The following is a 23,218-nucleotide window of genomic DNA, read 5'->3' on the forward strand; positions in this document are numbered from 1 at the left end:
TGATTTATGCGCTTATTTCTTGTTAGATAGAGTAATGTTTACCGGGGTTCCGATTTTAACTTTTCCAAGTGTATCTGAAAGTGCCGGGTCTTGTGCGGTAATAACGGCATTTGCGGTGTCCGTGATATTTCCTTCGTAAGTTATTGTTCCAAGTTTAAGGTTTGATCCTCTCAGTGAGAAGGCTGCTTCATCTTTGGTGAAACCTAAAAGTGCAGGGATTTCTACGTCTTCGTTTCCTCTGCCGTCTCCTAATAATAAATCTATTTTAGAGCCTTTAGGGATAACATCACCTGGTTTGATACTTGAGCCACCGAAGGAAACTTCTAATACGACATCTTTGCTCACGTCTGCTTTATAAACGGTGTCACCAACTTTTAAGCCAAAGCTTGCAATAATTGCTTGTGCTTCGATGAAAGATTTAAATTGAACGTCCGGAAATTTAACATTCGGAGCTTGCGCGGTATTAATAGTCAGGTAAATTGTTCTGTTGTCTTTTACAAATGTATTCGCTTCCGGGTCCTGATCAATTACAGTTCCTGGAGGTAAGTCCATAATATATACTGAGTCTACTTCGTAACGCAGACCTAAAGCTTCTAATTTTGATACAGCCTGGTTAAAAGCCATGCCTTTTACAGCTGGTACGTTTAATCCCTGGCCATGTTTGGTATAATAACGCAGACTAAAGAAAGCGATGAACAAGAGTATTGCCACAGTGGCAATGGCAGCGATAAGGTTGTTTCTGAATGATTTAGTTTGTAAGTAGGAGATGAATTTTGCCATTTATTTATTTTGTGTGCCTGTTATTTGGCTCAAATTTAGACTAAAAATATATTTTATCGGAATTTAAATGAGATCTGAATAAAGTATTTTAATATTTTTGACCCATATCTTATCGTTTAATTTGATTAATCAGGAATATCCGGAATGAAATCTGAAAGCATAAAGGCTTCATAACGGCTATTAAAGAAATATATTTTATGAAGAAAGTAATAGCATTAATAACTGGAGGTACAACAGGAGAAAGGGTAATTTCTGTAAAAAGCGCCGCAACTATATCCCATAATCTCGATCCGGATAAGTTTGATGTTTACAAAATTATGCTGACGCAGCAGGGCTGGTTTTATGAACCGGTAGATTCGGTCAGAATAGAGGTAGACCGCAATGATTTTTCAGTGCTTTACAATGGAAGAAAAATCACTTTTGACGGCGTGTTTATCGCGATCCATGGTGCTCCGGGTGAGGATGGTAAGTTGCAGGGATACTTTGATATGTTGAATTTACCTTATACCACGTGTGATGCGCTGACTTCGGCAGTGACCATGAATAAAGGGTATACTAAATCTATTGTACAGGATATTCCGAATTTATTCGTGGCCAAGTCTGTACAGATCTTTAAAAATACACCTTATAATTTAGCGGATGTTAAAAGTTCACTGACCCTGCCTTATTTTGTGAAACCAAACAATGGTGGCAGCAGTATCGGAATGAGTAAAGTTAAAAATCAGTATGACCTGCAAACGGCTATTGACAAGGCTTTTAAAGAGGATGATCAGATATTGATTGAAGAGTTTATTGAAGGGCGCGAGTTTACGGTAGGTGTGGTGAAGTTAGATGGTAAAATAACCGTCCTGCCGGCTACTGAAGTAGAAACGGCTAAAGAGTTTTTTGATTTTGAGGCGAAGTACACGCCAGGAGTAGCTGTGGAAACTACGCCGGCTCCAATTCGCCAGGAGACTAAAAAAAGAGTAGAGGAAATTGCAACAGCGATTTATGCGAAATTGAATTGCAGGGGAGTAGTGAGAATTGACTTTATTTTAGTGGGTGATGAGGGTGATTTCTACTTTATTGAGATCAATACGATTCCAGGGCAAACGGTAACGAGCTTTATTCCTCAGCAGGTAGCTGCATATGGGATGAAGCTGAATGATTTTTATACGAAACTGATTAAAGAGACTATTGGTTAAAATGTATACGCAGTATTTAACGGCCAATCATTTCAAAACTACTTTATATAAAAAAGGGGAGGTGATTTATGAACCGGGACAGCATCCGAAATATGCCTACTTCATTAAAAGCGGGGAGGTCCGGATGGCGACGGTTAATCAGGATGGACGGGAATTTATTCAGGGCGTTTTTAAACCAAAGCAGCTTTTTGGGGAACCTGCATTGTTATTGGACCGTCCATATCTTGCTTACACAATCGCATCAAAGGACACCGAAGTAATCCAGCTGGATAAACCGGCTTTCCTGAAAATGATCGCAGAAAACAGCGATTTTAGTATGGAGCTGATCATGACCATGAGTAAAAGGTTATTTTACAAATCTATGATGCTGGAGGAACTGGCCAATGAACAGGCAGAACATCGCTTGTTTACGTTGATCAATTATTTGTCTCAGGATTTGGAGGATGGCGCTGCATTGAACATTACAAGGCAAACATTGGCCGATATGAGTGGTTTAAGAGTGGAAACTGTGATCAGAACGATAAAAAAACTGGCTGCCAGCGGAGAGCTCAAACTTATCCGCGGGAAGATTGTTAAGACAGGATATGATGTAGATCATAAAATGGATGTTTTATAATGATTAGATTTGTCTAATTAATTATTACGAATAAAATTAACGTTATGGTCCCTATTACAAAGTTAGAAGCCGTCATCCACTGTAAATGCCCTCGTTGTAGACAGGGTGACATATTTACTGGTAAAATGTATTCTTTTTCGTTCAAAGGACAGATCACTAATGAGTTTTGCCCGCATTGTAATCTTCGTTTCGAAAGAGAGCCTGGATATTTCTATGTGTCAATGTTTATTAGTTATGCAATGAATGTAGCAGAAATGATTAGTGCAAGTGTAGCTACTTATGTTTTGGGTTTAGCACTTGTTTATGATAACCTATGGTATTATGTAGGTATTTTGCTATTGACAGTATTTGTCTGTTCTCCGTTTAATTACCGCTATTCAAGGGTAATGCTTTTACATTGGTTAACCCCTGGGTTGGGTTATGTTCCTGGCAGTGGTGATGAACCAAAAAATGTCATTAAACCTGCTTAGTTTTCCGGCAGTTTTTTATTTCAATATATAAACAGTTCCTGTTGCCTAAGCAGGGACTGTTAATTTTAAATACCAGTTAGAAATCATTTCGATTTTACCTCCTCCGGTCTTTCTGACTATCGTTTTATCTCTTCTGATACTATCTGTTTCTTCAGGTCTTTTTACAGTTATTGAAACTATCTTGTAAAGATATTTGCTTCATATGGCAAGAATTTCGCATATTTAAAAAATGTGTTATAGTTTAGGTAATAAACAGTTGATTTTTAATTTCTGTTTTATTTAAATTAACTTATTGTGGTGATTATTGTATAGTGTTAGGTAATAAAATATTGAAAAAATTTACTTTCTATAAGCAGTTTGATCAGATGGATTGCGGGCCTACCTGCCTTCGGATGATCGCTAAATATTTCGGTAAAAATATTAGTTTGCAGCGTCTGCGTGCGGTTTCAGGAATTAACCGTGAAGGTGTTTCGTTGTTAGGTATCAGTAATGCTGCAGAAAAAATAGGTTTTCGTTCTACTGGTGCCCGCTTAACTTTAGAGGTATTGAAGCAAATAGAGCTGCCTGCGATTTTGCATTGGGATCAGGATCATTTTGTAGTACTTTATCAGATTAAAAAAGACCGGTTTATGATCGCTGATCCGGCAAAAGGATTGATCCGGTATGAGCAGAAGGAATTTTCCTCGCATTGGCTTAGTTCATTTAATAAAGATGCTATTGAAGGGGTCGCCTTAATTTTATCTCCTACTCCGGATTTTTATACGGTCGAGGAAGACAAGAAAGATGGAATGGACATCCGTTATCTGCTGAAATATTTTTACCGTTATAAGCAGTTAATTGTACAGCTTTTTGCTGGTCTGCTGGTGGGAAGTGTACTCCAGATTATCCTTCCGTTTTTAACGCAGTCGGTTGTAGATGTGGGGATCAATACCCGGAACCTTAATTTCATCTATATTATTCTGATTGCACAGATCATGCTTTTTATAGGGCGCATGAGTGTAGATTTTATACGGGCATGGATCTTACTGCATATCAGTACCAGGATTAATATTTCTATCTTAACTGATTTCCTGATCAAACTGATGAAGTTGCCGATGTCTTTCTTTGATACCAAGATGACTGGTGATATTTTGCAGCGCATGGACGATCAGAAGCGGATTGAGACTTTTCTGACCGGCCCTACATTGAGTATTATCTTTTCTATGTTCAACCTGGTTGTGTTTTCCATTGTGCTGGCCTATTATAATTTAAGCATTTTTGCTGTTTTTGCAATCAGTACGGTCTTGTATACGGGCTGGGTTACGGTCTTTTTAAAGAAAAGACGTGAACTGGATTTTAAGCGTTTTGATATTTCTTCTAAAAATCAAAGTACGGTGGTACAGCTGATCAATGGAATGCAGGAAATAAAGCTTAACAATTGTGAGCAGGATAAGCGCTGGGAGTGGGAGCGGATACAGTCGAGATTATTCCGTTTTAATGTAAAAAGTCTTGCGCTTGGTCAGTATCAGCAGGTAGGCGCATTCTTTATTAACGAAGGAAAAAATATTCTGATCACTTTTCTGGTAGCTAAACTCGTGATAGAGGGACAGCTGACGCTTGGGGCAATGATGGCTATTCAATATATCATCGGACAGCTGAACAGCCCTATTGAACAGATGATCACTTTCCTGCAGCAGTTGCAGGATGCTAAAATTTCCCTGGAAAGGTTAAATGAGATCCGCGAACTGGAAGATGAGGAGCCTGCTGGCCAGACCTTTGTGCTGGATTTACCCGAAGACCATAGTATTAGTCTGAAGAACGTGGATTTTACTTATCCGGGTGCTGGTAATGAGCCGGTTTTATCTGCAATTAGTTTGACTATCCCAATGGGTAAAACCACGGCTATTGTAGGGATGAGCGGTAGTGGGAAAACTACGATTCTTAAATTGTTGCTCCGCTTTTATGAAATTCAGCGTGGAGACATCTATGTAGGACATACACACCTCAGCCAGATGGGCTTTAGTTTCTGGCGTGGTCAGTGTGGCGCAGTCACTCAGGATGGATTTATCTTCTCGGATTCTATTGCACGTAATATTGCTGTTGGTGATCAGTACCCTGATCATGCTAAGCTTCAGCAGGCATTAAAGGTGGCTAATATCACTGATTTTATCCAAAGCCTGCCTTTAGGGTTAAATACCAAAATAGGTTCTGAAGGAAATGGAATCAGCCAGGGGCAGAAGCAACGTATTTTAATTGCCAGGGCAGTTTATAAGGACCCGCGTTATCTGTTTTTTGACGAAGCAACCAATGCCCTTGACGCGAGAAACGAGTCTGTGATCATGGACAATTTGGAAAGCTTTTTTAAAGGCCGTACGGTAGTAGTTGTAGCGCATCGCTTAAGTACGGTGAAAAATGCAGACAATATAGTGGTGCTGGATAAGGGCTGTATTCTCGAAGAGGGAACGCATGCGGAACTCACAGCGCTGAAAGGTGAATATTATCAGCTGGTCAAAAATCAGCTTGAACTTGGAAATTAACGATAAAATTACGCTTCATAAAAATGCCAGAGGAATCTATATATCAGCAGAATCATAGTGAAGAGGTGAATGAAATTATCACGGCAGTACCTTCATGGTTGCTTCGCCGGGGTATTACAGTCGTCTTTTTTGTTATCTTAAGTATAATTCTGCTTGCTGCTTTTATCCGGTATCCGGATGTGGTTAGTACAAGTTTGAAAATCAATTCTTTAAATGCACCTAAGCCTGTTTATGCGAAACGGGCGGGTAAGTTGATGGAGCTGCTGCTGCCTGAAAACAAAAAAGTAGAATTAGGGGCACCACTGGCTTTTCTGGAGAGTACGGGTTCGCACCGGGATGTGCTTAAGCTTTCGGCGCAATTGAAATTACTGCGTGAAATGGTGCTGAGTGCCAAGCCATTGAGTTTGGCATTGCTGTCGCCAAATAGTAACCTTGGAGAGCTACAGGCGGCTTATCAGAATTTTTACCAGGAATATGTACAATACCTTTCTACGCAGAAGGGTGGTTATTACCAGGAAAAACATATTTACCTGGAGAGGGATCTCGAGTCTATTAAAGCGCTTAAAAGCCAGATTGTAACTCAGCAGAAGGTGCAGCAAAAGGAATATGCGAATATCGAGCAGCAGTATCTTTCTTATCAAAAATTAATGGCTAAAAATGTCATTTCAAAAAATGAGTTTCAGGAGCAGGAAAATAAATATTTATCGGGGAAGTATCCTTTGCAGCAAACTGAAACGGCTTTATTGAATAATACGGTAGCTTATGCAACCAAGGAAAAGGAGATATTAGATCTGGAGAATACAATTTCTGAACAGCGGGCTAAATTCTTGCAGGCAATTAACAGTGTAATCAGTGAGACAGAGGTATGGATCAATCAGTATGTAGTGCTGGCTCCGGTTTCCGGGACGCTTGGTTATGCGGGAGTGATTCAGCAGAATCAGAGTGTTGTGGTCAATCAGGAGTTATTTGTGATCAATCCCGGGAATACTGACTTTTTCGGTGAAATACAGATCCCACAGAATAATATGGGAAAAATCCGCATCGGACAGCGTACTTTGATCAAGATGCACAGTTATCCTTATGAGCAGTTTGGCATGATCAGGGGGAATATAAATTATATTTCTGATGTGGCATTTAAAGACAGTGTATTTATTGCGAAGGTTGGTTTTAAGACTTTTGAGAATAAAGATAGCAGGCATAAAATAGCACTCAAAAACGGTATGCTGGGCAATGCAGAAATTATTACCGAAGAGAGTTCGTTATTACAGCGGTTTTACCGGAATATTATCAAGGAGTTGAATGGCAGGGAATAAGCAGGAAATTAGACCTGCTTAGTTTTCCAGCTGCCTTTTTTAAACAAGAGGTAACCTGCAATGGCAATTCCTGTTTCTGCAACCGGAATTGCTATAAATACACCATCGGGCCCCATATTGAAATGTTTGGACAATATAAATGCAAGGGGAATCTGGAATAGCCAGAAGCCGAAGAAGTTGATCAGGGTGGGAGTAGTAGTGTCCCCTGCACCATTAAAGGTACTGGTCATCACCATTCCTACGCCGTAAAACAAGAACCCTGCGCTCATCATATTCAGTCCCCGGGCAGCTATTTGCTGAATAAGCACGTCATCTGTAAAGAAGGAAATGAAATAATGTCCGGCCAAAAGGCAGAGCACCATAGCTATGCCCATATAAATCAGGATATATTTAGTGGTTTGCCATACGGAGTCTTCAGCCCGTTTCAGGTTTTTTGCGCCCAGGTTTTGCCCAACCAAAGTTGCTGCTGCGCCACTTAAGCCCCAGGCAGGCAGCATAAAGAACATCATTAGCCTTAATGCGGTTTGATAACCTGCTGAACCATGATCTCCGCCTGTGGTAGCCACAAGTTGCGCCAGGAAAATCCAGCTGCAGGAAGCAATAACGAATTGAAAGATAGCGGGAACTGCAATTTTTAGCAGCGCGACAATTTGTTTTGATTGCGGAATAAAATAAGCCAGTTTTATTTTTAACTGACCGTTTCCTTTGATCAATTGATATACCTGGTAACAGACACCCAGTCCTCTGCCTATGGTTGTAGCAATAGCAGCTCCGGTTAACCCGAAAGCGGGAATAGGGCCAAAGCCGTTAATCAGTATCGGGCATAAAATGATATTGGCCACGTTGGCTACCCATAAGCTTTTCATGGCAATAGCTGCATTACCGGCACCTCTGAAAATTCCATTAATCAGAAAGAGCAGGACAATAATTGTACTGCCACACATCATAATCTGAATAAAAGGGGTCCCTGCGGTCGCTGTATTTGCCGAAGCGCCCATCAGCATCAGAATCTCACGGGCATAAATAAAGCCGGCTATACTGAGTGCCAGGTTGAATGCAACAGCTACCAGAATAGCCTGCATACCAGCTTTTGCAGCGGCAACAGGATCTTTTTCTCCAATTCTTCTGGCCACGACAGCGGTAGCGGCCATGCTCATTCCAACGGCAAGGGAATAGATGATCGCCAGCACAGATTCTGTTAAACCGACAGTTTGTATCGCTTCACTGCTATTGTGAAGATGCCCTACAAAATAAAGATCAACCAGTGCGAAGACGGATTCCATGATCATTTCGAGCATCATCGGGATCGCGAGCAGCAAAACAGCTCTGCGCATACTGCCCTGGGTAAAGTCTAATTCTTTTCCCTGAACTGCTTGTTTGAGTAAGTCAAAGATTTTACTGGCCTGGCTGGCCGGGCTGTTTTGTTGTGTTGTCATGTAATTATTATCCTATGTAATAATAGGCTGTTCAATATAAATAAATTATGTAATTTAAGTTATTATTTTACACGAAACGGGCTTTCTTACACGGAATAGGCTTGTATCATGTCTTCGCTTACTTTGCAGCCTTTGCCTGTAGTGGTATCAATTAATACGTAATCAAACCATCCGTCTGAAGCTATTTTTCTTGTGCGCACGTTTTCTATTTCAAATTGTACGCGGCAGCCTTTGTCATTGATGGTCAAAATGCCTGTTCTTATTTTAAGGACATCGCCTAAAATCAGTGGTCTTTTATAATCTACGTGGGCAGTTCTGACTACCCAGCCGAAACCGCTTTTCAGGAAGTCTTCCATCGGCATCTTATAGAATTTCTCCATCTGATCGTAACGGGCAGCCAATACGTAGTCGAAGTATTTACTGTTGTGTACATGGTTAAACATGTCTATATCATCGGGTCTTACGCTGAGTTCTGTCTCAAATACACTATATTCAGTCTTTTCCATCTTGCAAAAGTAAAGTTTGAAGGCTTGTTATTGAAATATTTTATCAGGATGCGTGTTTATCCTGAAAACTTACACTATCTTTGCGCGTAATTAATTAATCAATATACACTTTAGTATAATTCAAGCAATGTATTTAAGTAAAGAAGTAAAAGCCGACATTTTCAAAACTCACGGCGAAGTAGAAACTAACACAGGATCTGCTGAAGGACAAGTAGCGTTATTCACTTACCGTATCGCGCACTTAACAGGACACTTAAAGAAAAACCGTAAGGATTTTTCTACTCAATTGTCTCTTCAAAAATTAGTAGGTAAACGCCGTGGTATTTTGGCTTACCTGTTTAAAAAAGATATCAATCGTTACCGTGCTATTATCAAAGCTTTAGGGCTGAGAGACATTATCAAACCATTAGGTTCGACAAGAGATAGCAAATAAGCGTTAAAATATCAAGGAAAGCCATTCTTAGGGATGGCTTTTTTAATTGAAATATAAAAATATAATATATAAATCTGGTGTGTCGAAAGAGGAAAACACACCGCAACAATTTGTAAATGAATGTAATAAAAAAATCGTTCGATCTTGGAGATGGAAGAACCATCGAAATTGAAACAGGAAAATTAGCTAAACAGGCTGATGGATCCGTTGTGGTAAGAATGGGTGACACAATGTTATTGGCGACTGTAGTTTCTTCAGTAGTTGCTAAAGCTGGTGTTGACTTTTTACCTTTATCTGTAGATTACCAGGAAAAATATGCGGCTGCTGGTCGTATTCCAGGTGGTTTCTTACGTCGTGAGGCAAGATTATCAGACTATGAGGTTTTAATCTCCCGTTTGGTTGACCGTGCTTTACGTCCGATGTTCCCTGAAGATTATCACTCTGATACTCAGGTAATGATCACATTGATTTCTTCTGATAAAAATATAATGCCAGATTCATTGGCTGGTTTAGCTGCTTCAGCTGCCATCGCTGTTTCTGATATTCCTTTTAACGGACCAATCTCTGAAGTTCGTGTTGCTAAAATTGATGGCTCTTTAGTGATCAATCCATATGTTAGTGATTTAGAACGTGCTACTTTAGAATTCTTAGTAGCTGGTACTGAAAATGACATCGTCATGGTTGAAGGTGAAGCTGATGAAATTTCTGAAGAAGAAATGGTTGAAGCTATCGAATTCGCACACAAAGCGATCGTTATTCAGGTTAAAGTTCAAAAAGAATTAGCTGAAGCAGTAGGTAAAACTAAAAAACGTGAGTATTCACATGAAGACAGTAACCCGGAATTAAAAGAGCAGGTTTATGCTGCTACTTATGATCAGGTTTATGCTGTGGCTAAAAGCCAGACTTCTAAAGGTGAGCGTACGGAGAAATTTGCTGAGATTTCAGCAGCTTTCGTAGCAACGCTTGGTGAAGAGGTTGATGCAGTTACTGCTTTCTTAGCTAAAAAATATTTCCATGATGTACAATACGATGCTATCCGTAACCTTGTTTTAGACGAAGGTATGCGTTTAGATGGACGTGATGTACGTACTGTACGCCCTATCTGGAGTGAAGTAAGTTACTTGCCTTCTGCTCACGGTTCGGCAGTATTTACGCGTGGCGAAACTCAATCATTAACTACAGTTACTTTAGGTTCTAAAGATGATGAGCAAATGATTGATGGTGCTTTCGTTAATGGATACAACAAATTCTTATTGCACTACAATTTCCCAGGTTTCTCTACAGGTGAAGTTCGCCCGAACAGAGGTGCTGGCCGTCGTGAAATTGGTCATGGTCATTTGGCTATGCGTTCATTAAGAAAAGTATTACCAGGATTAGAAGAAAACCCATACACAATCCGTATAGTTTCTGATATTCTTGAATCTAATGGTTCTTCTTCAATGGCTACTGTTTGTGCTGGTACATTAGCATTAATGGATGCAGGTATTAAAATCAAAGCTCCGGTTTCGGGTATTGCAATGGGATTAATTACTGATGAGAAAACTGGTAAATATGCTATCCTTACAGACATCCTTGGTGATGAAGATCATTTAGGTGATATGGACTTCAAGGTTACTGGTACTGAAAAAGGTATCGTTGCTTGTCAAATGGACTTAAAAATCAATGGTTTGAAATGGGAAGTTTTAACTGCTGCCCTGAAACAAGCTAATGAGGCTCGTTTACATATCTTAAATGAGATGGCTAAAACTATCTCTGCTCCACGTGAAGATTACAAGGATCACGCTCCCCGTATCGTTTCTTTAAGTATTGACAAGGAATTCATAGGTGCTGTAATTGGCCCAGGCGGTAAAATTATTCAGGAAATGCAACGTGAAACTGGCGCATCTATCTCTATTGAAGAGGTTGGTAACAAAGGTATCGTTGAAATCTTCGCGGATAATAAAGCTGCTATTGATGCTGCTGTTAAACGTATTAACGCAATCGCTGCTAAACCAGACATAGGTGCTACTTATGATGGTAAAGTAAAATCTATCATGCCATTTGGTGCTTTCGTTGAGATTATGCCAGGTAAAGATGGTTTACTTCACATTTCTGAGATTGCCTGGGAACGTTTAGAAACTATGGATGGTGTCCTTAAAGAAGGTGACAAAATCCAGGTTAAATTATTGGACATCGATAAACAAGGTAAAATGAAACTTTCCAGAAAAGCTTTATTGCCCCGTCCACAGAAACCAGAAGGTGTAGAGACTAAGCCAGCTTAGTTTTATCACTAGTATATAAATTAAAAAACCCTCATGATTATATCGTGAGGGTTTTTTTACGTCTAACGACTTTGTTATTCGTGTTTTAAGGAATCTATCGGAGCAGCTTTAGCTACTTTAACAGATTGTACACTGACAGTTAGAATAGCAATAATCAGGGATAAACCTGTGGCTATAGCAAAGGGCAGAAGCGTTATCCCTACATTAAATTCAAAGGCTGATAACCATTTAGTGATGATAATATAGGCAAGGGGAAATGCAACCAGGTTAGCGATCGCCACCAGTTTAATAAAGTCTTTATTGAGCAGGGTTAAAATATTCAGTGTGCTTGCACCGAGGACTTTGCGTACACTGATTTCCTTTTTCCTTTGCTCTGCCATAAACAGGGCAAGTCCGAGTAAGCCCAGGCAGGAGATAAAGATGGCAAAACCACCAAACCAGTTGGATAAAATCCCCAGTAACCGTTCATCCTGGAATTTCTGCTCAAAATTATCATTTGCAAAAGTTCTGTCTACCGGGAAGTTTGGATTTAATGCTTTAATAACGTCATCAATTTGTGCAGATGAGGTACTGATATTCTGTGCAGGATTCAGGCTGGCAATAATATACGCTACATTCTCCACATTATTGGTTATATACATAGGTGCAGCGGTTTTATAAGGTGATTCCATCACAAAGTCTTTCATAACACCTATGATTGTATAGGGGTTGCCCATAACTTTGATAGTTTTGCCGATTGGATTTTTGAACCCCATTACTTTTACTGCGGCTTCATTGATCACAATATTTGTAGAATCGGCTGTAAATCTGGAGGAAAATTCTCTTCCGGCCACCATTCCAGAACCCATGGTTTTGGCAAAGTCTTCGCCTGCTGAACGGTTATTGAATAAAACGTCCTCTTTGGGATTTTTGCCTTGCCATTCAACGCTAAAGGTATTATTACCGCTCATATTTAAACTCGTGCTAAAAAAAGTTACTTGAGTAACAGCCCCTGTTTTGATCAGCCGTTCTTTTAACAGCGCCAGTTTCTCTTTGCCTGCAAGGTTTCCTTGTATGGGTATCTGTACTAAACCAGCTTTATTATAGCCCACAGGTTTGTTTTTAATGAAATTGAGCTGCTGATAAATAACGACGGTACAAATGATCAGACAAGCTGCAAATACAAATTGAAAGACAACTAAAACTTTTCTTACGGATAGTGAAGAACTGCCGGCAGTACTAAATCCCTTTAATACTTTAATGGGTTCAAAAGAGGAGAGGTAGAATGCAGGGTAACTTCCGGCAATAAATCCTGTGAAGGTAGTCAGGCCGGCGAGCACTGCCCAAAATATCCAGTTTTCATAGTTGATGACCAATTCAATTCCTAATAAGGAGTTGAAGTAAGGCAGGCTGATTTCCATTAAGGTAAAGGCTACCAGCATTGCCATGAAAGAAAGTAAAATAGATTCTATCATAAACTGGCCTATTAAAGCACCTCTTGAGGAGCCGATTGCTTTTCTGACCCCAACTTCTTTAGCCCTTTTTTCGGATCTGGCGGTTGACAGGTTCATGAAGTTGACGCAGGCAATTAAAAGTATACAAAAGGCCAGAATAAGGAATATCCTGAGCTGATCTATTTTGCCTCCAACTGATTTTCCGTTTTCAAAATTATCGTATAAGTGCCATTTGGCCAAGGGGTGAAGTAATGCCTTGCTGGTCGCATCTTTTATATTACGCAGATAGATGTCTCTGATTTGATTATTTGCCTGATCAAAAAGTTTACTCTGCTGTAATTGGACTACGGTTAAACACATGTTGTTTCCCCAGTTTGTTTTTTTAGCCCATGGGTTTTGTTTAATAAACAGTGCCCATGGCATCAGATAGTCCAGCTGAATACTGCTGTTTTTAGGGACATCTTCGATGACAGCTTCAACCTTTAAAACCTCAGTATTCTGTAGTTTTACCATTTTATTGATAGGATCTTCATTGCCGAAAAGGTTTCTGGCCATGGTTTCAGTTAATATAACTGAATTAATATTGGTTAAAACCCCATTTGAACTTCCTTTAATAATTTTGTAATCAAATATTTTCAGAAATGACGGGTCTGCATAAACGGCTTTCTTTTTGAAACTCTTTTCTTCATTACTGATTACTTGTTCCTGTGGGTAGGAGGAATGGGAAACATAAGCTACTCCTGGAATTTTACTCCTGACTTCATCGGCCATTGCATTTGGTGTCCACGCCCAGCTAAAGGTTTTTGTATTGGTTTTAACATTATTATAAACGACATAGGTTTTGTCAAAATTGGTAAATTGTCTGTCGTAACTCCATTCATAGGCTACATAAAGGAGTAAGATCATGCAGCTGGCCAGCCCGATTGCCAGGCCTCCTACATTAATTAAGGTATACCCTTTATTTTTCCAAAGGCTGCGTAAAGCTATTTTAAGGTCAAGTTTAAACATGTAATTGAGGTTATATTCTTTTGTGCCAAAAGCTAAACGTATGCCATTCCCCTTTGAATTGGTTTTTGATAGTATAAACGCTGATTTTTAATCCTTATGAATTTCAAACTGCCCGAAAACGAACAGTTAGTGTGCGGTTTCGTAATTAAAGGTATGTTTTCGCAATTACATTTTTCGTCGATTGTGCCTTTTATCTCCATGATTTTGTGCTATCAACGGGTTATTTTTTTATATTTACTTTCTCAATAGCATTACAATTTGACCACATGAAACACCTGATTGCCCCCTCTGTACTTTCTGCTGATTTTGCCAATTTACAACGCGACATAGAAATGATCAATTCCAGCGATGCAGATTGGTTTCACGTAGATATTATGGATGGCGTATTTGTACCGAACATTTCTTTCGGTTTTCCAGTAATGGAAGCCTTGAAAAAACATGCAAAGAAACCTTTGGATGTCCATTTAATGATCGTTAACCCTGATCTGTACATTGAACAGTTTGCAGCAGCAGGGGCTAATAGTATTACGGTACATTATGAGGCTTGCGTCCATCTGAACAGAACGGTTCAGGCGATCCATAAAACAGGAGCAAAGGCTTGCGTGGCGCTTAACCCGCATACGCCTGTAGAATTGCTGATTGATATACTTCCGGTACTGGATATGGTATTGATCATGTCGGTAAATCCTGGTTTTGGCGGGCAACAGTTTATTCCAAATACACTATTGAAAATCAGAAGGCTGAAAGCCATGGCTGCTACGGTAAATCCGGGATTACTGATTGAAGTAGACGGTGGCGTGGGTATCCATAATCTGGGCGATTTACTGGCTGCTGGTGCGGATGCTTTTGTTGCTGGAAATGCTATTTTCAGTGCTGAATCCCCTTTGGAAATGATCACCGCCATGAAGCGTGAATCAGCGTCCTCTCTGCGCAGTATATAAAATCCATTCGTTCAGTAGTTATTTCAAAAAACCAAATATTATTTGGATAAAACAATTACATTTACAATAATTAATTAGCATATAAAATGAGACATAATTTTGGAGCAGGCCCCTGTATTTTACCTCAGGAAGTGTTTAGACAGGCATCACAAGCCGTTTTAGATTTTAAGGATGGGTTATCGATTTTAGAGATTTCCCACCGTACACCAGAGTTCGAGGCCGTATTAGCTGAAGCTGTTAAGTTGGTTAAAGAGTTGTTAAATGTACCGGAAGGATACTCCGTTTTATTCTTACAAGGTGGTGCAAGTTTGCAGTTTGCAATGGTTCCTATGAACCTGTTAAGTGAAGGACAGACAGCAAGTTACCTGGAGACTGGTGTATGGGCTAACAAAGCTATTAAAGAAGTGAAAAACTTTGGTACTGCGAATATCGTGGCTTCATCGAAAGACGCTAACTTTAACTATGTGCCTAAGGGATATTCAATTCCTGAGGACAGTGCATATTTCCACTGTACTTCGAATAACACGATTTATGGAACTGAAATGTTCAGCTTGCCTGAAACTAAGGTACCGGTTGTGTGCGATATGTCTTCAGACATTATGAGCAGGGTGATCGACGTTTCACAATACGATTTGATCTATGCTGGTTCACAAAAAAATATTGGCCCGGCTGGTTCAGTTTTAGTCATTGTTAAGGATGAGATTTTAGGTAAAACAACCAATAAAATCCCTTCTATGTTAGATTATAAAGTACATATAGAAGGTGGTTCTATGTACAATACGCCTCCTGTTTTCGCGATCTATGTAGCGATGTTAAACTTAAGATGGTTAAAATCTAAGGGTGGTGTTGCTGAGATTGAAAAAGAAAATATTGCGAAAGCGAATGCTTTATATATGGAGATTGACAGAAATCCGTTATTTAAAGGGACTGCTGTAGTAGAAGATCGTTCAAGAATGAATATCTGTTTCGTGATGGAAAATCCTGAACTGGAGAAACCATTCCTGAAATTCGTAGAAGAGAATGATATTGAAGGTCTTAAAGGACATAGAAGTGTAGGTGGGTTCAGAGCTTCTATTTACAATGCGTTACCAATAACAAGTGTACACAGACTAGTGGAATTGATGCAGGTTTTTGCAGAGAAACACCAAAAATAAAATTTAATGATTAAGATACTTGCAAACGATGGGATCGATCCTATCGGAAAACGATTATTAGAAGAAGCCGGTTTTATTGTAGATACAGAAACTGTTGCTCAGGATAAACTGATTGAAGCCCTTCAGAATTATGATGCAATTACGGTAAGAAGCGCAACGAAAGTTCGTAAAGACGTAATTGATGCTTGCCCGAATTTGAAGTTAATTGGCAGAGGTGGAGTAGGGATGGACAATATTGATGTTGATTATGCACGTGAACAAGGTCGTGCGGTAGTGAATACGCCTGCTGCTTCCTCTTTGTCTGTTGCAGAACTGGTTTTTGCACATTTATTTACTGGTATTCGTTTTTTACAGGATGCTAACCGTAAAATGCCTGTTGAGGGTGCTACGGGTTTCAATAAACTGAAAAAGGATTACGCGAAAGGTACTGAGCTTAGAGGTAAAACTTTAGGGATCATTGGTTTTGGCAGAATCGGAAGAGAGACAGCTACTTTAGCTTTAGGCTTGGGTATGAATGTACTGGCTTACGATCTTTATCCTTTTGATGGTAAGTTAACGTTGAAGTTTCAGGGTGATTTAAGCCTTGATATTCCTGTTAAAACAGTAAGTCTGGAAGAAGTGATTAAAAACAGTGATTTCATCACTTTACATACGCCTTTTGCTGACCGTCCTATATTAGGTGCTGCTGAGTTCGATTTAATGAAACCAGGAGTTGGTGTAGTGAACTGTTCAAGAGGTGGTACAATTGATGAGCAGGCGCTGATCAATGCGTTAGACAGCGCTAAAGTTGCTTTTGCAGGTTTAGATGTGTTTGACAATGAGCCTACTCCTTTGGATGCTATTTTAAAACATGCTAAGATTTCGTTAACACCGCATATTGGTGCTGCAACAAACGAAGCACAGGAGCGTATTGGTGAAGAGTTAGCTTCATTGATTATCGCACATTTTAAAAAATAATTATTAAAAGAGGAAAATAAGTTAAATGGTTTGGGGATTTGATTATATTCGCCCCAAACCAAATAACACCTGTTTCATGCCTTTAGTAAAGCCTTTTTCAGCGCTTATCCCTGCTGCACATTTGCAGTCTTCTGTGGTCACACGGCCCCTTGAGTATTACAGTACAGGTGAGGCCAGATTAATCGCCTCGGAAAACAATTACAGCTTTCTTCATTTAATCAGTCCGGCTTTGGATCATGCTTATCTGCGTGATACGAACCAGGAACTGATCTTCCGTAAGATTGCTGAAAACTTCGATTCTTTCTTGAATGGTAAGGTACTGGTCCCGGTTAACCGTCCTTGTTATTATATTTATCAGGTTACCTGTAATGGGTTTACGCAGAAAGGTTTATGGACTTTAAGTGATGTGCAGAGTTATCTGGATGGAAGTATTAAAAAGCATGAGCTGACGGTAGAACGGAGGGAGAAACAGCTGGCTGATTATCTGCACCATACCGGGCTGGACGCGAACCCGGTCCTGATTACTTATCATCCGGTAAAGGCTATTGATGAGGTGATTGCAAAGTATATTCAGGAGCTTCCGGTAATTGATTTTACATTTACTGATCTTACCGGACATAAAGTGTGGCTGATTGATGACCAGGAGGCTATTGATTTAATTACCAGTGAGATCGCAAAAATAGATGCTGTATATATTGCTGATGGTCATCATCGTGCGGCAGCGATGTCAAAGATGGATTATTTCTCTACGGTATTTATGAATACGGACGAAATCAGGGTATTACAGTTCAACAGGCTGGTCAGAGATTTAAATGGATTAACGCCTGCAGGTTTTCTATCCGGACTGGAACATGCTTTTACGCTTGAAAAATCTGATGAACCTGTTGATCCGGATCAGTTACACAGGATTGGAATGTACCTGGATAAACAGTGGTATATTTTATCTCCAAAGTCTGCTGCTTATGATGCGAATGATCCCGTAGAGTTACTGGATGTCAGTATTTTGCAGAATCAGCTGTTAGGCCCGATATTAGGGATTGATGATCCGCGTACAAATGCCAGGGTGACTTTTGAAGGGGGGATTACACCTTTAGCGGACCTGCAAAAAATGGTAGATAACAGCCTTTATGCAGTGGTATTTACCTTGTTTGCAGTTTCTGTAGAACAGATTATCAATGTAGCGGATGCGAATAAGACTATGCCTCCAAAGTCTACGTGGATAGAGCCTAAGTTCCTGGTTGGTATGCTCACTAATTATTGCATTTAAGCTTTTTTACGGAGTTTGCTATAAAAGTAGATGCCCCCGGTAATGATAATCAGGATTAAAAAGATAATGGAATAGGTTTCTGTATTTTTTTCTGCGGCGATAGTTGTTGTTTTTGACTTCAGCTCTTCGTTCTGGTCTTGTAATTTTTTAATGGCCAGCATATAACTTTCAATGCGTTTTGCGGTATTGCCGGCATTACTTTGTACTTGTTGTACTTCCTGGTCCTTATAGTTCATTAAAACTTTAAGTTCCCTGAATATATTGTTGTCATTCAGGATAATACCGCGCAAAATTTCATTGGAATTCTTCAGGTCGTTTTTAGTCTGCAAACCGAAAATACCGGTCCTTGCACTGAGGCTTAAATCGTATTGTCCGAATTTGGCACTTCGCTCTGCAAGTAAGGCATTTATTTTTAAACGCTGCACTTGGTATGCAGAGGTGTCACTTTGTGCGGCTACGGCGTTAATAGTAATGCTTAAACAGAAAAGGAGGAGGAGAGGTCTGATCATAATGTGTTATTTTGGTGTATAAAGCAAAATCTGTGCCTTATACTGATTTATAAAAGGGATTTCTGCTGATTCAGCTGGATTTTAACCTGGCCTAAGGATGAAACTGGATACGGACGATGTCTCCCAGGTGTAAACCGAGCAGTCCGCTTGCTTTGCCTTTGTTAATGGCGATTTCCAAATGGTTACTGATCCCGAAAAGGCATAATTTCTCACCTTCTGAAACTTCATTGTAGTGCCAGCTGAGCTGGGTTATGGTTTCACTCTTTCGGAAAAATAAGGTGAAGTCCCTGTTGCGCTGGATCTTGGTAAATAATTCTTTAGTGATATTGGTAATCACATTGCAGAAGGTATCGATATAAATGACACTTCCTCTGATCATATCTTGTTCGATGACCGGGTTCAGCAGCATTTTTTCTTCAATATTTGCTGTTGGTAAGCCAATGTCTTTCAGCTTTCCGCCTTTGGCAAGGTGAATGGCTGCTTTGACAAAAATATCAACGAGGGGGAAGTGCAGGTATTTCAAATCCTGCATAATATTCAGTTCTACAACTTCATCGGGCTTCCCGTCAAATAGCAGAGAAAAAATCCCGTTATCAGCACCGACAAAATAATGATCGTGATATTTTAACCCGATATATTTTGTATTTTCACTGAACACAGAATCTATACCTATCAGATGCACAGTACCTTTAGGAAAATAGTGGTAAACATTCTTTAAAACAAAGGCTGCGTAAGAGATATTGAAGGATGGGACTTCATGGGTAATATCAACAATAGTAGCTGTAGGCAAGATCGTCAGGATACTGCCTTTGAGGGCAGCCTGATAAAAATCTTTGGATCCTAAATCTGTTGTTAAAGTGATAATGGCCATTAAAAATTGAATATTTATTCTTATTCTTGCGTATGCGGTAAAGCGCTACAAATATTCAACTTTTATATCAAAATATACACTCCTATCTAAAAAACAATATTTTGAACGAACTAAAACTAACATTAGAAACAGTAGATCCGGTACAATTCTGGGGTGCGAACAACGAGCATTATGAGTTGATCAAACACGCATTTCCTAAACTGAAAGTTGTTGCCAGAGGCAACGAGGTTAAGGTGTTAGGTGATGAAGGTGAGCAAAAACTCTTTGAAAAAAAGTTTGGTAAATTGATTGGTCACCTGGAGCAATATGGCTCTTTAAGCCCGGGTGATATTGAATCAATTTTAGCGTTTAAATATAACGCTGAGGCTTACGGTGCGGATGCTGCACCGGAAAAAGTGAATGGTGGTGGCGGTGGAGAAGTCATTGTATTCGGGAATAGCGGTATGATGATCAAAGCCCGAACGGCTAATCAGCGCAGAATGGTTGACAGTATCGTGAAAAACGATGTGCTTTTTGCTATCGGCCCTGCGGGGACGGGAAAAACGTACACGGCGGTAGCGCTTGCTGTAAGAGCATTGAAAAATAAAGAGATTAAAAGAATTATCCTGACCAGGCCGGCTGTAGAGGCTGGAGAGAGCTTAGGCTTTTTACCTGGTGATTTAAAAGAAAAAGTAGATCCTTATCTTCGCCCGCTGTATGATGCGCTTGATGATATGATCCCGGCAGAAAAGCTGAAGTTGTATTTAGAGAACAGAACGATTGAAATTGCACCGCTTGCGTTTATGCGCGGCCGTACTTTGGATAATTGTTTCGTAATTTTGGACGAGGCACAGAATTCAACGGATTTACAGTTGAAAATGTTCTTAACGCGTATGGGGCCTTCTGCGAAATTTATCGTAACTGGTGATGTAACGCAGATCGATTTGCCTAAGAAACAAATGTCAGGGTTACATAATGCTTTGCGTATTCTGGATGATATTCCGGGTATTGAAATCATTTACCTGACGGGGGAGGATGTGGTAAGGCATAAGCTGGTGAAAAGGATTTTGAAGGCGTACGGAGATATACAGTAATTTATAAACAATAATTGATGTGATCCATCAACAACATGAAAGCAATAAAAGAAACAAATTTTAATTTTCCTAAACAGAGTAGTTTTTACAAGGGTAAGGTGCGTGATGTATATACTATTGATCATCGTTTGATGGCCATGGTAGTGACTGACAGGATTTCTGCATTTGATGTGGTTTTACCTGAGGCTATTCCTTTCAAGGGTCAGGTGTTAAATCAGATCGGCGCTAAATTTTTAAAGGCAACAGCGGATATTGTTCAGAATTGGGTGATCGCTGTACCGGATGAAATGGTGACGATTGGTCGCATTTGTGAGCCTTTTAAGGTAGAAATGGTGATCAGGGGTTATCTTGCCGGTCATGCGTGGAGAGAGTATAGTGCGGGTAAAAGAAGTGTGTGCGGTGTAGCGCTTCCGGATGGTTTAAAGGAGAATGATAAATTGCCTCAGCCTATCATTACGCCAACAACTAAAGCGTCTGTTGGGCATGATGAGGATATTTCCAGAGCGGATATTTTAGCAAAGGGGATTGTTTCTATTATTGATTATGATCAGTTGGAGAATTATACTTATGCTTTGTATAAAAGAGGAACTGAAATGGCTGCAGAGCGTGGTTTGATCCTGGTAGATACTAAATATGAGTTTGGTAAGGTTGGGGAGGAAATTTACCTGATTGATGAGATTCATACGCCGGATTCTTCGCGTTATTTTTATGCGGAGGGTTATGAGGAGCGTCAGGCGGAAAATACGCCACAGAAACAGCTTTCTAAGGAGTTTGTACGCAAGTGGTTAATTGAAAATGGTTTTCAGGGTAAGGATGGACAGGAAATTCCGGTCATGACTCCTGAGATCATTGCTTCTATTTCAGAGCGTTATATTGAGTTGTATGAGCAGATTACTGGTGATCGTTTTGTAAAGAATGAGCAGGATGATATTCTGAACAGAATTGAGCAGAATGTTTTAGGAAGTCTGTTGTCGAATTAAATGCTTAATTTGTTATCTTAAAAAAGGGGGATATTATGAAATTTTCAGTAGATAAACACGAAAAGTATGTGGCAATCAGGTTGGATGAAAGTAGTCTGACTGCTGAGAATACGCCGGGATTAAAATCCGAATTCATTTTGTTGAATGCTGAGGGCTATTGTAATATCGTCCTGGACTTATCGATGGTCAGTGATTGTGATGATTCACAGGATCTGAGCTGTCTTTTAGTCGGAAACAGGCTTTGCAAAAAGGCAAATGGGTTATTCCTGGTAACGGGGGTAACGGAGTGTATTGCCAGGTTATTGGAAATGTCGTCTATTGACCAGTCATTAAACATCGTGGGCAACCTGGATGAGGCGGAAGATTTGATCTTCATGGAAGAGATAGAGAAGGAATTACTAGGGAGCTTTGATCAGGAAAATTAATGAAGTTTGAGGTTACCATTTTAGGAAGTAGTTCTGCTACTCCTGTTTTTAATAGAAATCCGTCAGCACAGCTTTTAAATTGTAAGGATAAGTTTTATTTGATTGATTGTGGTGAGGGTACTCAGCAGCAGTTAATCAGGTTTGGTTTTAAGGCGAGCAAGATTGATGTCGCTTTTATCAGTCATCTTCATGGTGATCATTATTTTGGTTTGATTGGTTTGCTTTCGACAATGAATTTGAATGGTCGTATTAAGCCTTTCCAGATTTTTGCTCCGGCAGCTTTAATGGAGATCCTGGAGATTCAGTTCAGGTATTCTGAAACGAATTTAAGGTTCGATATTGAGTTTTGTCCGATTGTAGCGGATGTACCGAGAGTGATTTTTCAGAACCAGGATTTGACGGTAGAGACAATTGTGCTGAATCACAGGATTCCGTGTACGGGGTTCAAGTTTACGGAGAAAAAGAGGTTACGTAAGGTGTTAGTGGATAAGCTGGAGGCTGCAAATATTTCTCCGGATTATTATCAGTTGTTGAAGAAGGGTTTGGATTTGACTTTGCCTGGTGGTGAGGTGATTTTGAATGCTGATTATACGATTGATTCTGATACGCCGAAAAGTTATTGTTATTGTTCGGATACGATGGCGGATGGGAGTTATCTGGAGAGTATCCGGGGGTGTACGATGTTGTATCATGAGGCAACGTTTATGGACGATTTGCTGGAAAGGGCGAATGTGACGCATCATACGACGGCTTTACAGGCGGGTTTGGTGGCGAAGGAGGTTGGCGCTGGTCAGTTGATTATCGGACATTTTTCTTCGAGGTATAAGGCGTTATTGCCGTTGTTAGAGGAGGCACAGGGGGTTTTTGAAAATACATCTTTAGCTTTAGAAGGGGTTACATTCACCGTTTAGCTGGTTTCTGGAGGAAAAAAAAGGAAGGGTAGCATGTCCTGACGGAATTCATGAAGAATGAATCATTGTCAGGACATACTACACCTTCCTTTTTTTTTACCATGAAAATCAGTAAAGGTTCATTTCATTTGGGCATGATGCAGAAAATAAAAGAAACTTGTTTGGTGCAGAAAA

General features: G+C 39.9%; 21 protein-coding genes. 15 read left to right on the forward strand and 6 right to left on the reverse strand.

Annotated features, from left to right (window positions below; translation table 11 throughout):
* Positions 1-12 precede the first annotated feature (12 nt).
* Entirely contained in the window at positions 13-780 is a 768-nt protein-coding gene (locus LY11_RS07710; RefSeq protein ID WP_111633141.1) for a PASTA domain-containing protein, read from the reverse strand.
* 197 nt (positions 781-977) lie between these two features.
* Here LY11_RS07710 and LY11_RS07715 point away from each other — a divergent pair, with 197 nt between their 5' ends.
* The 5 genes from LY11_RS07715 (at position 978) to LY11_RS07735 (ending at position 6,879) form a co-directional block, all read left to right on the forward strand.
* A complete protein-coding gene (locus LY11_RS07715; RefSeq protein ID WP_111633142.1) occupies positions 978-1,964 on the forward strand; it encodes a D-alanine--D-alanine ligase in 987 nt (328 codons plus the stop codon).
* A 1-nt stretch (position 1,965) separates the two neighbouring features.
* Entirely contained in the window at positions 1,966-2,580 is a 615-nt protein-coding gene (locus LY11_RS07720) for a Crp/Fnr family transcriptional regulator (RefSeq protein ID WP_111633143.1), read from the forward strand.
* Positions 2,581-2,705: 125 nt separating this feature from the next.
* Positions 2,706-3,050, forward strand: coding sequence for a DUF983 domain-containing protein (locus LY11_RS07725; RefSeq protein WP_317047983.1), 345 nt, complete (start codon positions 2,706-2,708; stop codon positions 3,048-3,050).
* 329 nt (positions 3,051-3,379) lie between these two features.
* Entirely contained in the window at positions 3,380-5,566 is a 2,187-nt protein-coding gene (locus LY11_RS07730) for a peptidase domain-containing ABC transporter (protein WP_111633334.1), read from the forward strand.
* Positions 5,567-5,589: 23 nt separating this feature from the next.
* Positions 5,590-6,879, forward strand: a complete 1,290-nt coding sequence (locus LY11_RS07735) for an HlyD family secretion protein (RefSeq protein WP_111633144.1) — start codon at positions 5,590-5,592, stop codon at positions 6,877-6,879.
* An 8-nt stretch (positions 6,880-6,887) separates the two neighbouring features.
* Here the strand turns inward: LY11_RS07735 and LY11_RS07740 are convergent, their stop codons facing one another.
* Together LY11_RS07740 and LY11_RS07745 are read right to left on the reverse strand one after the other, a co-directional pair.
* Complete coding sequence (locus tag LY11_RS07740; protein ID WP_111633145.1) at positions 6,888-8,315, reverse strand: MATE family efflux transporter; 1,428 nt, start codon at positions 8,313-8,315, stop codon at positions 6,888-6,890.
* Between the two features lie 86 nt (positions 8,316-8,401).
* A complete protein-coding gene (locus LY11_RS07745) occupies positions 8,402-8,821 on the reverse strand; it encodes an acyl-CoA thioesterase (RefSeq protein WP_111633146.1) in 420 nt (139 codons plus the stop codon).
* Positions 8,822-8,948: 127 nt separating this feature from the next.
* Here LY11_RS07745 and rpsO point away from each other — a divergent pair, with 127 nt between their 5' ends.
* Both rpsO and pnp read left to right on the forward strand, forming a co-directional pair.
* A complete protein-coding gene (gene rpsO / locus LY11_RS07750; protein WP_068399255.1) occupies positions 8,949-9,254 on the forward strand; it encodes a 30S ribosomal protein S15 in 306 nt (101 codons plus the stop codon).
* A gap of 116 nt (positions 9,255-9,370) precedes the next feature.
* A complete protein-coding gene (gene pnp / locus LY11_RS07755; RefSeq protein WP_111633147.1) occupies positions 9,371-11,515 on the forward strand; it encodes a polyribonucleotide nucleotidyltransferase in 2,145 nt (714 codons plus the stop codon).
* Between the two features lie 74 nt (positions 11,516-11,589).
* Here pnp and LY11_RS07760 read toward each other — a convergent pair whose 3' ends face one another.
* Positions 11,590-13,956, reverse strand: a complete 2,367-nt coding sequence (locus LY11_RS07760; RefSeq protein ID WP_111633148.1) for an ABC transporter permease — start codon at positions 13,954-13,956, stop codon at positions 11,590-11,592.
* Between the two features lie 266 nt (positions 13,957-14,222).
* Here LY11_RS07760 and rpe point away from each other — a divergent pair, with 266 nt between their 5' ends.
* The 4 genes from rpe (at position 14,223) to LY11_RS07780 (ending at position 18,275) form a co-directional block, all read left to right on the forward strand.
* Complete coding sequence (gene rpe / locus LY11_RS07765) at positions 14,223-14,897, forward strand: ribulose-phosphate 3-epimerase (protein WP_111633149.1); 675 nt, start codon at positions 14,223-14,225, stop codon at positions 14,895-14,897.
* 86 nt (positions 14,898-14,983) lie between these two features.
* Entirely contained in the window at positions 14,984-16,051 is a 1,068-nt protein-coding gene (gene serC, locus LY11_RS07770; protein ID WP_111633150.1) for a 3-phosphoserine/phosphohydroxythreonine transaminase, read from the forward strand.
* A gap of 6 nt (positions 16,052-16,057) precedes the next feature.
* Positions 16,058-17,008 (forward strand): D-2-hydroxyacid dehydrogenase, encoded by a 951-nt coding sequence (locus tag LY11_RS07775; protein ID WP_211321507.1) that lies wholly within the window; start codon positions 16,058-16,060, stop codon positions 17,006-17,008.
* A 76-nt stretch (positions 17,009-17,084) separates the two neighbouring features.
* Positions 17,085-18,275, forward strand: a complete 1,191-nt coding sequence (locus LY11_RS07780; protein WP_111633151.1) for a DUF1015 domain-containing protein — start codon at positions 17,085-17,087, stop codon at positions 18,273-18,275.
* Here the strand turns inward: LY11_RS07780 and LY11_RS07785 are convergent.
* Both LY11_RS07785 and LY11_RS07790 read right to left on the reverse strand, forming a co-directional pair.
* On the reverse strand, positions 18,272-18,784 hold the full coding sequence (locus LY11_RS07785) for a hypothetical protein (RefSeq protein ID WP_111633152.1): 513 nt from the start codon (positions 18,782-18,784) through the stop codon (positions 18,272-18,274). The genes LY11_RS07780 and LY11_RS07785 overlap by 4 nt on opposite strands.
* 91 nt (positions 18,785-18,875) lie before the next feature.
* Entirely contained in the window at positions 18,876-19,655 is a 780-nt protein-coding gene (locus tag LY11_RS07790) for an SAM hydrolase/SAM-dependent halogenase family protein (protein ID WP_111633153.1), read from the reverse strand.
* A gap of 101 nt (positions 19,656-19,756) precedes the next feature.
* Here LY11_RS07790 and LY11_RS07795 point away from each other — a divergent pair, with 101 nt between their 5' ends.
* From LY11_RS07795 to LY11_RS07810, 4 genes are read left to right on the forward strand one after another with little or no spacing between them, the layout of a single operon-like run.
* On the forward strand, positions 19,757-20,728 hold the full coding sequence (locus tag LY11_RS07795; protein ID WP_111633154.1) for a PhoH family protein: 972 nt from the start codon (positions 19,757-19,759) through the stop codon (positions 20,726-20,728).
* Between the two features lie 35 nt (positions 20,729-20,763).
* On the forward strand, positions 20,764-21,708 hold the full coding sequence (locus LY11_RS07800) for a phosphoribosylaminoimidazolesuccinocarboxamide synthase (protein ID WP_111633155.1): 945 nt from the start codon (positions 20,764-20,766) through the stop codon (positions 21,706-21,708).
* Positions 21,709-21,743: 35 nt separating this feature from the next.
* Positions 21,744-22,133, forward strand: coding sequence for an STAS domain-containing protein (locus LY11_RS07805; RefSeq protein WP_111633156.1), 390 nt, complete (start codon positions 21,744-21,746; stop codon positions 22,131-22,133).
* Positions 22,133-23,044 carry a ribonuclease Z gene (locus LY11_RS07810; protein ID WP_111633157.1) on the forward strand — a complete coding sequence of 304 codons (912 nt, stop codon included), beginning with the start codon at positions 22,133-22,135 and terminating at the stop codon, positions 23,042-23,044. Before LY11_RS07805 ends, LY11_RS07810 begins: the two co-directional genes overlap by 1 nt.
* The last annotated feature ends 174 nt before the right edge of the window (positions 23,045-23,218 follow it).

It is taken from the genome of Pedobacter cryoconitis, from assembly GCF_003259615.1.
In the GTDB taxonomy this organism is placed as follows: Bacteria; Bacteroidota; Bacteroidia; order Sphingobacteriales; family Sphingobacteriaceae; genus Pedobacter; species Pedobacter cryoconitis.

Excerpts from the sequence above, each read along its gene's own strand:
- LY11_RS07760 (WP_111633148.1), bottom strand. The coding sequence starts at position 13,956 with ATGTTTAAACTTGACCTTAAAATAGCTTTACGCAGCCTTTGGAAAAAT.
- LY11_RS07785 (WP_111633152.1), bottom strand. The coding sequence starts at position 18,784 with ATGATCAGACCTCTCCTCCTCCTTTTCTGTTTAAGCATTACTATTAAC.
- LY11_RS07800 (WP_111633155.1), top strand. The coding sequence starts at position 20,764 with ATGAAAGCAATAAAAGAAACAAATTTTAATTTTCCTAAACAGAGTAGT.
- LY11_RS07715 (WP_111633142.1), top strand. The coding sequence starts at position 978 with ATGAAGAAAGTAATAGCATTAATAACTGGAGGTACAACAGGAGAAAGG.
- LY11_RS07780 (WP_111633151.1), top strand. The coding sequence starts at position 17,085 with ATGCCTTTAGTAAAGCCTTTTTCAGCGCTTATCCCTGCTGCACATTTG.
- rpe (WP_111633149.1), top strand. The coding sequence starts at position 14,223 with ATGAAACACCTGATTGCCCCCTCTGTACTTTCTGCTGATTTTGCCAAT.
- LY11_RS07710 (WP_111633141.1), bottom strand. The coding sequence starts at position 780 with ATGGCAAAATTCATCTCCTACTTACAAACTAAATCATTCAGAAACAAC.
- LY11_RS07745 (WP_111633146.1), bottom strand. The coding sequence starts at position 8,821 with ATGGAAAAGACTGAATATAGTGTATTTGAGACAGAACTCAGCGTAAGA.
- rpsO (WP_068399255.1), top strand. The coding sequence starts at position 8,949 with ATGTATTTAAGTAAAGAAGTAAAAGCCGACATTTTCAAAACTCACGGC.
- pnp (WP_111633147.1), top strand. The coding sequence starts at position 9,371 with ATGAATGTAATAAAAAAATCGTTCGATCTTGGAGATGGAAGAACCATC.
- LY11_RS07805 (WP_111633156.1), top strand. The coding sequence starts at position 21,744 with ATGAAATTTTCAGTAGATAAACACGAAAAGTATGTGGCAATCAGGTTG.
- LY11_RS07735 (WP_111633144.1), top strand. The coding sequence starts at position 5,590 with ATGCCAGAGGAATCTATATATCAGCAGAATCATAGTGAAGAGGTGAAT.
- LY11_RS07790 (WP_111633153.1), bottom strand. The coding sequence starts at position 19,655 with ATGGCCATTATCACTTTAACAACAGATTTAGGATCCAAAGATTTTTAT.
- LY11_RS07740 (WP_111633145.1), bottom strand. The coding sequence starts at position 8,315 with ATGACAACACAACAAAACAGCCCGGCCAGCCAGGCCAGTAAAATCTTT.
- LY11_RS07725 (WP_317047983.1), top strand. The coding sequence starts at position 2,706 with ATGTATTCTTTTTCGTTCAAAGGACAGATCACTAATGAGTTTTGCCCG.
- LY11_RS07810 (WP_111633157.1), top strand. The coding sequence starts at position 22,133 with ATGAAGTTTGAGGTTACCATTTTAGGAAGTAGTTCTGCTACTCCTGTT.
- serC (WP_111633150.1), top strand. The coding sequence starts at position 14,984 with ATGAGACATAATTTTGGAGCAGGCCCCTGTATTTTACCTCAGGAAGTG.
- LY11_RS07775 (WP_211321507.1), top strand. The coding sequence starts at position 16,058 with ATGATTAAGATACTTGCAAACGATGGGATCGATCCTATCGGAAAACGA.
- LY11_RS07720 (WP_111633143.1), top strand. The coding sequence starts at position 1,966 with ATGTATACGCAGTATTTAACGGCCAATCATTTCAAAACTACTTTATAT.